Below are 15,402 nucleotides of genomic sequence, written 5' to 3' on the forward strand. Positions count from 1 at the left end.
TCAGCGGGCGGCGGCCTGTAGGGTCGGCGGCCCGGAGCGGGGCAGCGGGACCCGCTGCACACCGGGGGTGCCGATCTGGCCGGCCAGCCAGGGCAGGGCAGTCTCGAAGGCGCGCGCGGCGAACGGCCAGTCATGCTTGCCCGGCTGGATGATCACCGCGCAGTCGATCCCGTTGGTGGAGCCCAGCCCGCACAACGACTGGGCGGCCAGCGCCTGGTCGCTGGGGTGCGACGCCTGGTTGCCGGGGGGCGAGCCCGCGTCGTTGACCGCGAACCAGCCGGCGATACCGGAGTACCGGCCGTGCCGGTTCATCACCGCGCTGGGGTCGAAGGACGCGTACTGGGCGATGTTTCCGCCGAACAGCCGGTCGATGGTCTGCGCCTTGGTGCCCGAATTGGGGCTGATATCACCGGCGATGTCCTCGAACACCGAGAACATGTCGGGATGCATCACCGTCAGGTCGACGGCGCAGGTGCCGCCCATCGACCAGCCCACCGAGCCCCAATTGGCCGGGTTCGCGCTCACCCCGAACTTCGCGATCATGGCAGGCACCACGTCTTTGGTGAGATGGTCGGCGGCCTTACCGCGGCGCCCGTTCACGCATTCGGTGTCGTTGTTGAAGGCACCGCCGGAGTCGACGAACACGAGCACCGGTGCGTTGCCGTCGTGCGCGGCGGCGAACCGGTCGACCACCCGGATGGCGTCGCCGGCGCGCAGCCAGTCCGCCGGCGTGTTGAACTCGCCGCCGATCATCATCAGGGTGGGCAACTTCGGCGGCGGGTTGGACGCGTACCAGGCCGGCGGCAGGTACACGAGTTCGCCGCGATGCTTGAACCCCGAGCCGGCGTCGCCGGTGTCGATCGGCACCACGGTGCCGTTGGCCGGGATGACGCGATCGTGCTGCATCGCGGTGACCGTCGCCATATCGGTCTGGTCCGGTAGTGGGCCCTCGGTCAGTTGACTCCAGGCCGTCTGCATCGTCGGGAAATAGCCGACCCACAAGTTCAGCGACAGCGCCGCGCACAGGGTGCACAGGGGGACCGCCAGCGCGGTGGTGCCGCGACGCCACCAACTGGTGCGCCGCCAGCCGGTCACCAGGACGGCGGCGACGAAACCGATCAGGCCCACCCAGATCCACAAGGCGTGTGGGGCGGGGTCACCGGCCAGCCCCTGGCTGCCGATGTACCAGTGCACGACAGTAGCCAACGCGATCCCGGCCACCAGTGACACCGGTAGTCCCAGTCGATGCCAGCGCCTGCTACGCCAGCCCACGGCGGCGATGACGACGACTGCCGCGAGTAGTTGGGCGAGCACCGGAAGCCAGCCGTGCATCAGCGAAATACGGTGCAGGATCGAATCATTCGCATCGGCCAGAAGATGTGCGGCGGCCAGCGGAGTTCCGGTCGTCGAAGGTGTCACGCCTCCATCGTGGACGGAGATCCTGGGTGATGACTGTGAGTCTCCGTCCGTGCTCGGTTCAGCGCGGTTTTGCCAGCGGGAACGGCAGCGTCTCGCGGATGCTGCGCCCGGTGATCAGCATGACCACCCGGTCCACACCCATTCCGAGCCCGCCCGTGGGTGGCATGGCGTACTCCATCGCTTGCAGGAAGTCCTCGTCCAGTTCCATGGCCTCGTGGTCACCCCCGGCGGCCAACATGGACTGTTCCTGCAGTCGGCGGCGCTGCTCGACCGGATCGGTGAGCTCGCTGTAGGCGGTGCCCAACTCCACACCCCAGGCCACCAGATCCCAGCGTTCGGCCACGCCGGCGATGCTGCGATGTGGACGCGTCAGCGGGGAAACCGAGGTGGGGAAGTCCTTGTAGAAGGTGGGCTGCTCGGTCTGGCCCTCGACGAGACGTTCATAGAGCTCGAGCACCACCGCGCCCGCATCCCAGTGCTTGAGATACGGCACGCCCGCGCCGTCGCACAACTCGCGCAGCCGGGGCAGGCCGGTGTCCGGCCCGATCTGTTCGCCGAGCGCCTCGGACACGGCGCCGTGCACCGTCTTCACCGGCCATTCACCGGAGATGTCGACCGGCTCCAGCCGGCCGTCCGGGCCGGGCCGCATCACCACCTGGGCGCCGTTTGCTGCCTGTGCCGCATTCTGGATGAGCTCCCGGCAGCCGTCGATCCAGACGTGGTAGTCCGCATGCGCCTGGTAGGCCTCCAACAGCGTGAATTCCGGGTTGTGGCTGAAGTCCACGCCCTCGTTGCGGAAGGCGCGGCCCAACTCGAAGACCCGCTCGACACCGCCGACGCAGAGCTTCTTGAGATACAGCTCCGGAGCGATCCGTAGGTAGAGGTCGAGGTCGTAGGCGTTGATATGGGTCTGGAACGGGCGGGCGTTGGCGCCGCCGTGGATCTGCTGCAGGATCGGGGTCTCGACTTCCAGGAAGCCCTTGCCGACCAGGGTTTCGCGGATGGCGTGCAGGATCGCGCTGCGCGCGGTGATCAGGTCGCGGGCGTCGGTGTTGATCGCCAGGTCGACGTAGCGGCTGCGCACCCGGGCCTCCGGGTCGGTGAGGCCCTTCCACTTGTCGGGCAGCGGCCGCAGGCATTTGCCGATCAGCCGCCAGTCGGTGACCAGCAGCGACTGCGTGCCGTTGCGGCTGTGCCCCATGGTGCCGGTCACCTCGACCAGATCGCCGAGGTCGATCGATGCGTCGAAGTCCAGGCCGTTCTGCGTCAGCTGCGTTCCGTCGAGCAATAACTGGACCTCGCCCGACCAGTCCCGCAGCACCGCGAACAGCACCCCGCCGTAGTCGCGGATCCGCAGGATGCGACCGGCAACGGTGACGGTGGCGGCGGGGTCGGTGATCTCCAGCGCGGCCGCAACGGTGTGGCTCGGCGGTTGCCCCACCGGGTACGCATCCACACCGTGGTCCCGCAGGGTCTTCAGCTTGGCCATCCGGACCCGCACCTGGTCGGGCAACCGGTGCTCGTCCTCGGCGGCGGGCAGGTCGGCGCGCAGCTCATTGACGTCCGGGGTGGTGCCGTCCTGATGCAGGAGGCCGCTGTCCAGCAGCTGTTTCGGGGCGGCGATGTGCTCACCGGTATGGGGCTTGCGCCGGGAGAACGGCAGCACCAGGAAGCCCTCGGCGATCACCGAGGCGACGCCGACGCGGGGGATCAGCCGGGCATCTTCGTAGCAGGCGAACCGTGGCACCCACTCGGGCTGGTACTTCATGTTGGAGCGGTACAGCGTCTCCAGCTGCCACCAGCGGGAGAAGAACACCAGCAGGGCGCGCCACAGCCGGGCGATCGGGCCGGCACCGAGCTGGGCGCCTTGTTCGAACGCGGATCGGAACATGGCGAAGTTCAGCGAAATCCGGCTGATACCGAGATCTTCGGCCTGCAGGCAGAGCTCGCTGACCATCAGTTCGATGGTGCCGTTGGGGGACTGCGGCGAGCGGCGCATGACGTCCAACGAGACGCCGTTGCTGCCCCACGGGACCAGCGACAGCAGCGCGACCACCTCGCCGTCGGCGCTGACGGCCTCGACCAGCAGGCAGTCGTTGTCGGCCGGGTCGCCGAGGCGGCCCAGCGCCATCGAGAAGCCGCGCTCGGTCTCGGTATCGCGCCACTGATCGGCGCGCTTGATGACCTGGGCCATCTCCTCGACCGACAGGTCGCGGTGGCGACGGATCCGGACCGTCAGCCCGGCCCGGCGGGCCCGGGTGACCGCCTGGCGCACCGGTTTCATATCGGGGCCGGACAGCTTGAACCCGTCGGGGTAGAGAATCGCCTCGTCGCCGAGCTCCAGTGCGTTCAGGCCGGCTTCCCGGAAGGCCTGGGCACCCGAGGCGCTGGCACCCATGACCCCGGGCGCCCAACCGTAGGTCTGGCACAGGTGCAGCCACGCCTCGATCGCGGCCGGCCAGGCCCGCGGATCGCCGACCGGGTCGCCGCTGGCCAGGCATACGCCCACCTCCACCCGATAGGTGATCGCGGCCCGCCCGTTGGGGGCGAACACCACGGACTTGTCGCGGCGGGTCGCGAAATAGCCCAGCGAGTCGTTCTTGCCGAACAGTTCGAGCAGCCCGCGGATCGCGGATTCGTCCTCACCGGTCAATGCGTTGGTGGCGCGCTGGGATGCGAACAGCACGATCGCGGCGACCACCAGTGCCACCGCGCCGAACAAACCGAGCAGCGCATTGACCAGGCCGTGCGGGTGGCCGGTGAAGGCATCGGCGTCCGCGCCCGCGAACGCACTCACCCGGTTGAGCGCGTACCAGGGGCGATCGGCCTGGGCCAGCGAACCAGGGAAGAACTCCAACAGCCCCCACCCGACGAGGGTGCCCACGGCCATCCCGGCGACCAGCGTCGCGGCCGCTTTCAGCAGCGCCCCGCGGCGGACCTTCGCCCAGAACTGCGGGCGCGCCAGCACCAGTGCCCCGATGGCGGCCAGGTGGAACACCAGGCCGACGATCTCGCCGAGCTCTTCGGCGACCGACTCCTCACCGCTGGCGAGATCGCCGAGGTTCCAGCCGACCGCGGCGACCATGTAGAGCACCAGGATCCACCAGGCGATCCGTTTGCGGGCAGCCAGCGCGGCGGCCAGCAGTGCCAGCACGACGGCCCAGGCGAAGCTGGTGTCGGGGAAGTTGAAGATGTAGTCGTTGACGAATTCCCGCGGCACCCGGATCAACAATCGCACCAGCGGCGACACGCTGGCGAGCAGTGACAGCGTGGCGATGATGCCGACGATCCAGCCCGCGACGGCGGGCACCCACGTAAATCTGGACCGACGGCCGGTTCTCGACGGCTGCCGGGCGATTGTCGAGGTCATAGGCGGCGAGGATATTCCTTTGAACAATGAATTTCGTGTGAGTGGCTACCAGACCGGGCCGGTGTATTTTTCGCCAGGCCCTTTGCCGGGTTCTTCGGGATCCACGCTGGCTTCCCGGAAGGCCAACTGGAGGCTCTTCAATCCGTCGCGCAACGGGCCCGCGTGCAGTCCGAGATACTCTGCGGAGGCGGTCACCAGACCGGCGAGAGCGGTGATCAGACGGCGGGCTTCGTCCAGGTCGCGGTGCGGGCTGTCGTCGGGATCCGGGTCGGCCAGACCCAGCTTCTCGGCGGCCGCGCTCATCAGCATCACGGCGGAGCGGGTGATGACCTCGACAGCGGGGATCTCGGCGAGCTCACGCACAGACGGCTCGGCGGAGGCGTCGCTGCTGGGTGGTATCTGATCATCCGTCATGCCTGATAGACTGTCACGATCGACCGTCCCGGCGAACGCCAGGGACAGCAAGTGGAGTCCCGCTCCCACCGCAGACCTTAACGGTCCCGCGGTCCGGTCGCAGGCATCTGCGGATGCCCTGTACTGCGTTTTGCGCAGGCGGCGTAAGCCGTGATCGGTCGGCATCGGGCCCTGCTATATGCAGGGCCTTTCTGTTCGCCAGAGCAGAAATGCCGATGGTGTGGTGCCCCCTGCTGGCCCGTCGTTTCCCTACGGTCGTGGACTAGCAGACAACGTAGGAGGCCCCATCAGCACTGAGACCCGCATCAACGAGCGCATCCGCGTACCTGAAGTCCGCCTGATCGGACCGGGTGGAGAGCAGGTAGGCATCGTGCGCATCGAAGATGCGCTCCGCGTCGCCGTCGACGCCGATCTCGACCTTGTCGAAGTAGCTCCTGACGCCAAACCCCCGGTTTGCAAGATCATGGACTACGGCAAGTTCAAGTATGAGACGGCACTCAAGGAGCGCGAGTCTCGCAAGAACCAGCAGCAGACCGTCGTCAAGGAACAGAAGCTGCGGCCGAAGATCGACGATCACGACTACCAGACGAAGAAGGGCCACGTGGTCCGCTTCCTGGAAGCCGGCTCCAAGGTCAAGGTCACGATCATGTTCCGCGGCCGCGAGCAGTCCCGTCCCGAACTGGGTTACCGACTGCTGCAGCGCCTGGGCGCCGACGTCGCCGACTACGGCTTCGTCGAGACCTCGGCCAAGCAGGACGGCCGCAACATGACGATGGTGCTGGCGCCGCACCGCGGCGCGAAGACTCGCGCCAAGGCGGCCCATGACGCAGATGCGCCACCTGCTCAGCGAGGCAACGCAGCCGCCGCCGCCGAGCCGCCCGTCGAGAACCAAGAACCACCGACCACCTGATCCACGAGAAAACCAGAGGACACCAATGCCCAAGGCCAAGACCCACAGCGGCGCTTCCAAGCGTTTCCGTAAGACCGGGACCGGCAAGATCGTGCGCCAGAAGGCCGGCAAGCGCCACCTGCTGGAGCACAAGGCCAGCAAGCGCACCCGCCGTCTCGATGGCCGCGCAGTGGTCGCCCCCGCCGATGCGAGCCGTATCAACAAGCTGCTGAACGGCTAACAGCCGCTTCACTTTTCGACTTCCCCCCGCAAGAATAGGAACACTCACATGGCACGCGTGAAGCGCGCACTCAATGCCCAGAAGAAGCGGCGCACAGTTCTCAAGGCGTCGAAGGGTTACCGCGGCCAGCGTTCGCGGCTCTACCGCAAGGCCAAGGAACAGCAGCTGCACTCCTTGACCTATGCCTACCGCGACCGTCGCGCCCGCAAGGGTGAGTTCCGCAAGCTGTGGATCTCGCGTATCAACGCCGCGGCCCGCGCCAACGGCATCACCTACAACCGCCTGATCCAGGGCCTCAAGGCCGCTGGTGTCGAGGTGGACCGCAAGAACCTCGCCGAGATCGCCGTCAGCGACGCGGCCGCGTTCACCGCCCTCGTCGAGGTCGCCAAGGCCGCACTGCCCGAGGATGTCAACGCACCCTCCGGTGAAGCCGCCTGAGGCTTCGCTGAATGAGTGGCGCAGCCACGCCGCTCACCGAGCGCTCCAACCGGGTGGCTGCAGCGATCAAGCTGCAGCGTCCCGCGGGACGTCGCCACGCCGCACGTTTCCTCGCCGAGGGGTCCAACCTCGTCGAGGCCGCGTTGCGGCGTGGTCTCGTTGAGGAGGTTTTCGCCACCGCGGATGCCCTCGCCCGATTCAGCGATCTGCTGGCCGGGGCACCCGTCTTCGAGGTCACCGATCGCGCCGCGAAAGCCTTGTCGGACACCGTCACCCCGGTCGGGCTGGTCGCGGTGTGCCGGCTGCCCGACACGACGCTCGTGCAGGTGCTCTCCGGTGCGCCGCGTCTGGTGGCGGTGGCCGTCGAGACCTCCGAGCCCGGCAATGCCGGCACCCTGATCCGGTTGGCCGATGCCATGGGCGCCGACGCGGTGATCCTGGCCGGCAACTCGGTGGACCCCTACAACGGGAAGTGCCTGCGATCTTCCGCGGGCAGTATCTTCGGGGTGCCGGTGGTGCAGGCTCCCGATACGGGGGCGCTCATCACCGCGCTTCGGGATGCGGGCCTGCAGGTGCTCGCGACCACGTTGGATGGTGAAACACCTTTGCCCGCAGCTGAATTGAGAAACCCCACAGCGTGGCTGTTCGGTTCCGAGGCGCACGGGCTGGCTCCCGAGGTCGCCGCCGCGGCGGATCATCGGGTGACGATCCCGATGCAGGGCAGCGCCGAGAGCCTCAACATCGCGGCGGCCGCGGCGATCTGTCTGTATCAGAGTTCGCAAGCCGTGTGACGCCGAGTGGCTGGTTGTGGCACGCGTATCGCCGAAAACCGTGCCACAACTGGCCACTCGGTATCGCACGTCAGGTGTTCAGCAGCCCCTTGGCCACATGCGTGATCTGCACCTCGTTACTCCCGGCGTAGATCATCAGCGATTTCGCGTCACGGGCCAGCTGCTCGACGCGGTACTCGGTCATATAGCCGTTACCGCCGAACAGCTGCACGGCCTCCATCGCGACATCGGTGGCGGCCTGCGAGCAGTACCACTTGATGGCCGACGCCTCGGACAGAGAGATCGGGAAACCCTTTTGGGCCGACTCGATCACCCGGAACAGCATGTTGCGCACATTCATCCGCGCAACTTCCATATTCGCCAGCTTCAACTGGATCAGCTGGAACTGGGAGATCTCCTTGCCCCACAGCACCCGGTTCTTGGCGTAGTCCACCGACAGTCGCAGACACTCCTCGATGATGCCCAGTGACATCGCGGCCACCCCGATGCGTTCGGCCGAGAAACTGGACCGTGCGCTGTCCCGGCCCTGATCGGTACCGTCGCCGCTTCCCTCCGTCTCGCCCAACAGGCGGTCCCGGCCCAGCCGGACGTTGTTGAAGAACAGCTCGCCGGTGCGCGAGCTGTGAATTCCCATCTTGCGGAACGGCTTCGACTGCACGAAGCCGGCCATCCCGCGATCCAGCACGAAGGTCAGCACCTTACGGTCGCGCGTGGAGATACCAGGCTCGTCCAACTTGGCGTACACCACCACCACATCGGCGTCAGGTCCGTTGGTGATGAAGGTCTTCTGCCCGTTGAGCACATACTCGTCACCGTCACGGGTCACATAGGACTTCATGCCGCCGAACGCATCCGAGCCGGAATCGGGTTCGGTGATGGCCCAGGCGCCGATCTTCTCGTAGGTCACCAGGCCCGGCAGCCACCGTTCCTGTTGAGCCAGCGTGCCCCGACTCTGGATGGTGGGCACGGTCAGTCCCAGGCTGACACCCATTCCGGTCACCAGACCCATGGACACCCGGCACAATTCGGCGATCAGGACGAACCCCATGCCGGCCTGGTCGGGCCCGCCGCCGAACATGCCACCCGAGGACTTGGTTTCCCGCGCAGGGGAACCGTCCCGCAGCCGCGACAGCCGGCGCTCCAGCGCCTCCCTGGCCATCGTGTCGATTCCGAAGGTGGCGAACAGCTTCCGGACGATCGGATAGGGCTCCAGCTCGCCGTCTTCGAGGGCGTCGATATGAGGCCGGATCTCCTTGTCGATGAACTCGCGTACCGCATCGCGCACGGCGATATCGACGTCAGACCATTCCAGCATCGTGTCAAGCAACCTTTCGTCGGGAGCCCGTGGGCTTCCTGGGTGAGCGAAGTGAGGGGAGACGACTGAGTCCCGTCAGCGAGAAGGTGGCATGGACCAGAGACCCGGCACGGTCCAGCAGCGACGTGTGCGGCGGCTGATAGTGCATGGGCAGGCCGCGACGGTCCCGGGGCGGTGCCATGAATGCCGGTGCCTCCACCAGCGGCGCGTCGTCGGGCACCTTGCCTGAGGCGCGGCGGTAGGCGGCGAGTGCCCGGGGGTGCAGCCGGATCTCGTCGGGCACCGCAACGAAGGCCAACTCGACCATCTTGCCCAGCAGGCGCAGCACCACCTCGTCACCCGGCGTCCAGCGCATGCCCGCCTTCTCCCGCAGTGCCGGGTCGAACAGCCCGGCGGCGACCCAGCGTTGGGCGCCGACCATCGGTTTGAACAACTGGTCCCAGACCGGTGTGGGCATCAGGACGAACCAGGGCTTGGGAATGCGGATGCTGAAGATGTCCAGCGTGGCGCGGTTGATCTCCAGTTCCTCACGGCACTTGTGATCCCAGTACGCGCAGAAGTCCTCCCAGGTGGCCGGGACGGGCCGCATGCTCATCCCGTACATCCGGTACCACTGCACGTGCTCGTCGAAGAGCTGGTGCTTCTCCGCTTCGGTCAGCCCACCGCAGAAATACTCCGCGGTCTTGACGATGAGCATGAAGAAGGTGGCGTGGGCCCAATAGAAGGTCTCCGGGTTCAGCGCGTGATAGCGCCGGCCGTTGGCGTCCACCCCCTTGATGTCGTGGTGGAAGCTCTTGATCTGCTCGCCGGTCTGTGCGGCGCGGTCGCCGTCGTAGACCACGCCCATGATCGGATACACCGACCGCGCCACCCGCTGCAGCGGCTCGCGCAGCAGAATCGAGTGGTCCTCCACGCCCGCGCCGAGTTCGGGATACATGTTCTGGATGGAGCCGATCCACACCCCGAGCAGCCCGGTGCGCAGATCGCCGAAGTACTTCCAGGTCAGTGAATCAGGGCCCAGTGGCACGGTGGCCGTAGGAGCTGGATTCTCCGTGCCGGCATGAGACTGTGCTGTGGTCATGGCGTCCTCGCTGACGAAACCCCACCGTTGTCCCGCCACCATAATCTTGACAACGGGTGTTGTCTATGTGCCCGGACGGTGTGGTGCGCGGCCGTGACGTGATGGCGATCTTGCTGCCATGAAGCCGTGACCTGGCGCTTTCCGTGTGTGAGCAAGGTCGTGTCACCGCATGATTGCCGCTACCGGCGGTGCCACCTATCGTGGCGCTGTGGATGCTGAACCGTTGGACGGACCGTCCGGCGGCATCGAAGCGGTCGAATTCCCGACACCGGTGGGTGCGTTGGGCGGGCCGCTGGAATGGCTCAAGGACACCAACCATCACCCTGGGGTGATCGCGCTGATCAAGCGGATGCGCCGAGCGCTGCCCGGCGATCCCGATTTCGGCGATCCGCTCTCGGCTGCCGGTGTCGGCGGCCCGCGAGCCGCGGCCCGGGCCGCGGACCGTCTGCTCGAGCGCGACGCCGCCTCCCGCGAGGTCAGCCTCGGCGCGCTGCAGGTGTGGCAGGCGCTCACCGAACGTGTCTCGGGGCGGCCCGCTTATCGCGAGGTCACGCTGGTCTTCACCGACCTCGTCGGCTTCTCGGACTGGTCGCTGCGTGCCGGTGACGATGCCACGCTGCGACTGCTGCGCCGCGTCACCTCCGTGGTGGAGCCCCCGCTGCTGGCCGCCGGCGGACATATCGTGAAACGGATGGGCGACGGCGCCATGGTGGTGTTCCGGAACCCGGTGCCCGCGGTGCGGGCCGTGTTGACCGCCCTGGATGCGGCGGGCAGCGTCGAGGTGGACGGTTACACGCCGACAATGCGGGCCGGTATCCACACCGGCCGCCCGCAGCGCATCGGCTCGGACTGGCTGGGGGTGGACGTCAACATCGCCTCCCGGGTGATGGAGCGGGCCACCAAGGGCGGGCTGGTGGTGTCCCAGTCGACCCTGGACGGCATCTCCGACGAGGACTTCGAAGCCATGCGGCTGGCTGCCAAGCGCGTGCGCAAGCCACTGTTCGCCGCGAGGCCGAGCGGGGTACCCGAGGATCTGCAGATGTACTGGGTGCGGTCCCGCGCCGCAGACCCGGGCGAGGATTCCGACGACGATACCGCGGCGGGTGGGTAGCCCATGCCGGTGAAATGGGTGTCGGGACTACGGGTGACCATTGGCTACGCCGCCGCGCTGGTGGCCGTCGCCGCGGTGCTCGCGGCGGCGGGGCCCGCCGTCCACGACCGGGTGATCAGGTACGCGAGTACCAATCTGCACAACCTGGCGCACGGCCGCATCGGGACGCTGCTCGGCAGCGCCTTCGTCGTCGACAACGACGGAATGGCATTGTGGCTGCCCGGTCTGGTGTGCCTGCTCGCGGTGGCCGAGCTGCTCTGGCGCAGCCGCACACTCGTGCTGACCTTCCTGGTCGCCCACATCGGTGCCACCCTGGTGATCGCGGCGGCGCTGGCTCTGGCCGTGCGCGAGGACTGGGTTGCGCATTCGATCACCCGGGTCTCCGACGTCGGCATGAGTTACGGCGCCATGGGTGTGCTGGGCATGCTGACGGCGGCGATCCCGTCACGCCACCGCCCGGCGTGGGTGTGCTGGTGGCTCACTCTCGGCGCTGTCGTGGCCCTCAGCACCCACGACTTCACCGACGCCGGGCATGTGGTGGCCCTCACCCTCGGCATGCTGGTGTCGTCGCGCTTCGGCGCCCCGGGTCTGTGGACCGGGCCCCGGCTGGCGCTGCTGACCGTGGGATCGGCGTTCGGTTACCTGGTCGTGGCTGCTTCCGCGCCGGCGGGCACCGCCGTTGTGGCGAGCATCATCGCGGCCGGGGCAGCGCTGGCGGCGGGACAGCGTGGGTCCGTCGCTATGATCGCCGGGTGGCTGTCCAGACTGACCGGCAAGGCGAGCCCAGTGACCTCTCGGAAGAAGCTCTGACCGACGCTGTCGATGCGGCCCGTGCGGCGTTCGACGCTGCCGTCGACCTGGACGCACTCGCCCGAGCCAAGACCGAACACCTCGGCGACCGCTCTCCGATCGCACTGGCAAGGCAGGCCCTGGGTGCCTTGCCGAAGACTGAACGTGCCGACGCTGGTAAGCGGGTCAACGTCGCCAGGACACAGGCGCAACAGGCCTTCGACGACCGGCTGGCGCAGCTGCGCGCCGAACGCGACGCGGCGGTGCTGGTCGCCGAGCGCATCGACGTCACCTTGCCGTCCACTCGGCAGCCGGTCGGGGCGCGACATCCCATCACCCTGCTGACCGAGCGCATCGCGGACACGTTCGTGGCGATGGGCTGGGAGCTGGCCGAGGGTCCTGAGGTGGAGACCGAGCAGTTCAACTTCGACGCGCTGAACTTCCCGCCGGATCACCCGGCCCGCAGCGAGCAGGACACCTTCCAGATAGCCCCGGACGGCTCGCGTCAGGTGCTGCGCACCCACACCTCCCCGGTGCAGATCCGCGCCTTGCTGGAGCGCGACCTGCCGGTGTACATCATCTCGCTGGGCCGGACCTTCCGTACCGACGAGCTGGACGCCACCCACACCCCGGTGTTCCACCAGGTGGAGGGGCTGGCGGTGGACAAGGGCCTGACCATGGCGCACCTGCGCGGCACGCTGGACGCGCTGGCACGCGCCGAGTTCGGACCTGCGGGACGCACCCGGTTCCGGCCGCACTTCTTCCCGTTCACCGAGCCCTCGGCCGAGGTCGACGTGTGGTTCGAGAACAAGAAGGGCGGGCCCGGCTGGGTGGAATGGGGTGGCTGCGGCATGGTGAACCCGAATGTGCTGCGCGCCTGCGGTATCGACCCGGCTGAGTATTCGGGCTTTGCCTTCGGTATGGGATTGGAGCGAACCCTGCAGTTCCGCAACGGAATTCCCGATATGCGCGACATGGTGGAGGGTGACGTGCGGTTCTCCCTGCCGTTCGGAGTGGGCGCCTGATGCGTATTCCCTACAGCTGGCTCCGTGACGTGATCCGGGCCGGCGCGCCGGGCTGGGACAGCAGCGTCGACGAGCTCGAAGCGACGTTGGTCCGTATCGGCCACGAGGTCGAGGAGATCCTTCCGCTGGGGCCGGTCACCGGTCCGCTGACCGTGGGCCGGGTCGTCGAGATCGAGGAACTCACCGAGTTCAAGAAACCCATCCGGGCCTGCAAGGTCAATGTCGGCGAACAAGAGCCACGCGATATCGTCTGCGGCGCACGCAATTTCGCGGTCGGTGACCTGGTGGTCGTGGCGCTGCCCGGCACGGTGTTGCCGGGCGATTTCCGCATCGCCCAGCGCAAGACCTACGGCCGTACCTCCGACGGCATGATCTGTTCGGCCGCCGAACTGAACCTTGGTGCCGAGCAGTCCGGGATCATCGTGCTGCCGCCGGGCACCGCCGAGCCGGGAGCCTCCGGTATCGAGGTGCTGGGCCTGGACGACGTGGTGTTCAACCTGGCCATCACCCCGGACCGCGGCTACTGCCTGTCAATCCGCGGTATGGCACGCGATATCGCGTGCGCTTTGGATCTGGACTTCGTCGACCCCGCCGATATCCCGGCCCTGCCGGTCGAGGGGGAGGCCTGGCCGCTGACCGTGCAACCCGGTACTGGGGTACAGCGGTTCGGGCTGCGGCCGGTCACCGGGATCGATCCCGCCGCGGTGTCGCCGTGGTGGCTGCAGCGCCGGCTACTGCTGTCCGGTATCCGGGCCATCTCGCCCGCCGTCGACGTCACCAACTACGTGATGCTCGAGATCGGGCACCCGATGCACGCCCATGACCAGTCCCTGATCAACGGTGCATTCAACGTGCGCTTCGCCGAAGAGGGCGAGCAGGTGGTCACGCTCGACGATGTGACCCGCACGCTGAACGCCGGTGACGTGCTGATCGTCGACGATGTGGCGACCGCTGCGATCGGTGGCGTGATGGGTGCCGGCACCACCGAGGTCCGGGACTCCACCACCGACGTGCTGCTCGAAGCCGCGGTGTGGGATCCAGCCGCGGTGTCACGCACCCAGCGCCGGTTGCGCCTCTCCAGTGAGGCCGGACGCCGTTACGAGCGGACCGTGGATCCGGCCATTTCGGTAGCCGCCTTGGATCGTTGCGCCGCTCTGCTTGTCGAGATAGCCGGTGGCACAGTACAACCCAAGCTGACGGACTGGCGTGGCGATCCGCCGCGCACCGACTGGACGCGTCCGCCGGTGAGCATGCCGATCGACCTGCCCGATCGCACCGCCGGGATCACCTACGCCGAGGGCGTGACACCACGGCGCCTCGCCCAGATCGGTGCCGAGGTGTCGGTGGCCGACGGGGTGATCACCGCGATCCCGCCGAGCTGGCGTCCCGATCTGCGGGAGCCTGCGGACCTGGTGGAGGAGGTGCTGCGCCTGGAAGGGCTCGACCTCATCCCGTCGGTGCTGCCGCACGCGCCCGCCGGTCGTGGCCTGACACCGGTGCAGAAGCGCCGTCGTGCCGTCGGGAAGTCGTTGGCACTCAACGGCTACGTCGAGGTGTTGCCGACCCCGTTCCTGCCGGCCGGGGTGTTCGACACCTGGGGACTGGGACCCGACGATCCGCGCCGGAACACCACGACAGTGCTCAATCCACTGGAAGCCGACCGTCCGCATCTGGCCACCACGCTGTTGCCCGGACTGCTGGAAGCCCTGGTGCGCAACGTGTCCCGCGGCGCGGTCGACGCCGCGCTGTTCGCCATCGCCGAAGTGGTGCTGCCCACCGCCGACACCCGCGCGGTGCAGCGCATCCCGACAGACCGGCGGCCGACCGAGGAGGAGATCGCCGGGCTGGACGCATCGCTACCGCGACAGCCCGAACATGTCGGTGTGGTGCTCACCGGACTGCGCGAGCCGGCCGGGCCCTGGGGTGCCGGCCGTAAGGTCGAGGCCGCCGACGCGTTCGAGGCGGTGCGGGTGATCGGCCGTGCGGTCGGAACCGAACTGACCCTGCGGGCCGCCCAAGAGCTGCCGTGGCATCCGGGCCGTTGCGCCGAGGTCTTCGCCGGGGAGACATCCGTCGGCTTCGCGGGGCAACTGCACCCGGCGGTGGTCGAGCGCGCCGGATTGCCGGCGGGCACCTGCGCGGTGGAATTGGATCTGGACGCGATCCCGATCGTGGAGCGACTGCCCGCCCCGTCGGTATCGCCGTTCCCGGCGGTGTTCCAAGACATCAGCCTCATCGTCGCCGCGGAGGTCGAGGCCCAAGCGGTCGTCGACGTGGTGCGTGCCGGGGCCGGCGAGCTGCTGGAGGATGTCCGGTTGTTCGACGTATACACCGGCCCGCAGATCGGGGAGGGGCGCAAGTCGTTGACGCTGGCGCTGCGGTTCCGAGCCGCCGATCGGACCCTGACCGAGGATGAGGCCAGCGCGGCACGCGATGCCGCGGTGGCGGCCGCCGCTGAACAGGTCGGAGCCACCCAGCGCGCCTGACCCCCTCCCGCCCAATTGATCAATCGGGCGGGA

Annotated in this window: 13 protein-coding genes; 8 read left to right on the plus strand and 5 right to left on the minus strand. The window is 67.9% G+C overall.

The features are described 5' to 3' along the window. Genes FHU31_RS23060 through FHU31_RS23070 form a run of 3 tightly spaced genes read right to left on the minus strand, consistent with a single transcriptional unit; the run spans position 1 to position 5,203 of the window. Complete coding sequence (locus FHU31_RS23060; RefSeq protein WP_409371268.1) at positions 1 to 1,419, minus strand: alpha/beta hydrolase; 1,419 nt, start codon at positions 1,417 to 1,419, stop codon at positions 1 to 3. 58 nt (positions 1,420 to 1,477) lie between these two features. Beyond that, complete coding sequence (gene lysX, locus FHU31_RS23065) at positions 1,478 to 4,789, minus strand: bifunctional lysylphosphatidylglycerol synthetase/lysine--tRNA ligase LysX (RefSeq protein WP_167162769.1); 3,312 nt, start codon at positions 4,787 to 4,789, stop codon at positions 1,478 to 1,480. Between the two features lie 45 nt (positions 4,790 to 4,834). Next, positions 4,835 to 5,203: a DUF1844 domain-containing protein gene (locus FHU31_RS23070; RefSeq protein WP_167162770.1), complete on the minus strand. Its 369-nt coding sequence runs from the start codon at positions 5,201 to 5,203 to the stop codon at positions 4,835 to 4,837. A gap of 286 nt (positions 5,204 to 5,489) precedes the next feature. Between FHU31_RS23070 and infC the strand changes: the two genes are divergently transcribed. From infC to FHU31_RS23090, 4 genes are read left to right on the plus strand one after another with little or no spacing between them, the layout of a single operon-like run. After that, positions 5,490 to 6,113, plus strand: coding sequence for a translation initiation factor IF-3 (infC, locus tag FHU31_RS23075; RefSeq protein WP_090364339.1), 624 nt, complete (start codon positions 5,490 to 5,492; stop codon positions 6,111 to 6,113). A gap of 25 nt (positions 6,114 to 6,138) precedes the next feature. Further along, positions 6,139 to 6,333, plus strand: a complete 195-nt coding sequence (gene rpmI, locus FHU31_RS23080; RefSeq protein ID WP_090364265.1) for a 50S ribosomal protein L35 — start codon at positions 6,139 to 6,141, stop codon at positions 6,331 to 6,333. 48 nt (positions 6,334 to 6,381) lie between these two features. Beyond that, the gene (gene rplT / locus FHU31_RS23085) at positions 6,382 to 6,771 is read left to right on the plus strand and encodes a 50S ribosomal protein L20 (protein WP_090364263.1); all 390 of its coding nucleotides are present in this window, start codon (positions 6,382 to 6,384) and stop codon (positions 6,769 to 6,771) included. Between the two features lie 11 nt (positions 6,772 to 6,782). Then, positions 6,783 to 7,562 (plus strand): TrmH family RNA methyltransferase, encoded by a 780-nt coding sequence (locus FHU31_RS23090; RefSeq protein WP_208411148.1) that lies wholly within the window; start codon positions 6,783 to 6,785, stop codon positions 7,560 to 7,562. 70 nt (positions 7,563 to 7,632) lie between these two features. Here FHU31_RS23090 and FHU31_RS23095 read toward each other — a convergent pair whose 3' ends face one another. Together FHU31_RS23095 and FHU31_RS23100 are read right to left on the minus strand one after the other, a co-directional pair. After that, positions 7,633 to 8,877 carry an acyl-CoA dehydrogenase family protein gene (locus FHU31_RS23095; RefSeq protein WP_167162772.1) on the minus strand — a complete coding sequence of 415 codons (1,245 nt, stop codon included), beginning with the start codon at positions 8,875 to 8,877 and terminating at the stop codon, positions 7,633 to 7,635. A 4-nt stretch (positions 8,878 to 8,881) separates the two neighbouring features. Further along, positions 8,882 to 9,958, minus strand: coding sequence for an oxygenase MpaB family protein (locus FHU31_RS23100; RefSeq protein WP_167162775.1), 1,077 nt, complete (start codon positions 9,956 to 9,958; stop codon positions 8,882 to 8,884). Positions 9,959 to 10,166: 208 nt separating this feature from the next. Between FHU31_RS23100 and FHU31_RS23105 the strand changes: the two genes are divergently transcribed. Genes FHU31_RS23105 through pheT form a run of 4 tightly spaced genes read left to right on the plus strand, consistent with a single transcriptional unit; the run spans position 10,167 to position 15,369 of the window. Next, positions 10,167 to 11,069, plus strand: coding sequence for an adenylate/guanylate cyclase domain-containing protein (locus tag FHU31_RS23105; protein ID WP_409371269.1), 903 nt, complete (start codon positions 10,167 to 10,169; stop codon positions 11,067 to 11,069). A gap of 3 nt (positions 11,070 to 11,072) precedes the next feature. Further along, on the plus strand, positions 11,073 to 11,879 hold the full coding sequence (locus FHU31_RS23110) for a rhomboid-like protein (protein WP_208411149.1): 807 nt from the start codon (positions 11,073 to 11,075) through the stop codon (positions 11,877 to 11,879). Beyond that, the gene (gene pheS, locus FHU31_RS23115) at positions 11,822 to 12,883 is read left to right on the plus strand and encodes a phenylalanine--tRNA ligase subunit alpha (RefSeq protein ID WP_167162779.1); all 1,062 of its coding nucleotides are present in this window, start codon (positions 11,822 to 11,824) and stop codon (positions 12,881 to 12,883) included. The genes FHU31_RS23110 and pheS overlap by 58 nt, the downstream gene beginning before the upstream one ends. Continuing rightward, the gene (gene pheT / locus FHU31_RS23120) at positions 12,883 to 15,369 is read left to right on the plus strand and encodes a phenylalanine--tRNA ligase subunit beta (protein ID WP_167162781.1); all 2,487 of its coding nucleotides are present in this window, start codon (positions 12,883 to 12,885) and stop codon (positions 15,367 to 15,369) included. Before pheS ends, pheT begins: the two co-directional genes overlap by 1 nt. The last annotated feature ends 33 nt before the right edge of the window (positions 15,370 to 15,402 follow it).

Origin of the sequence: Mycolicibacterium fluoranthenivorans, from assembly GCF_011758805.1 — a bacterium.
Classification (GTDB): domain Bacteria; phylum Actinomycetota; class Actinomycetes; order Mycobacteriales; family Mycobacteriaceae; genus Mycobacterium; species Mycobacterium fluoranthenivorans.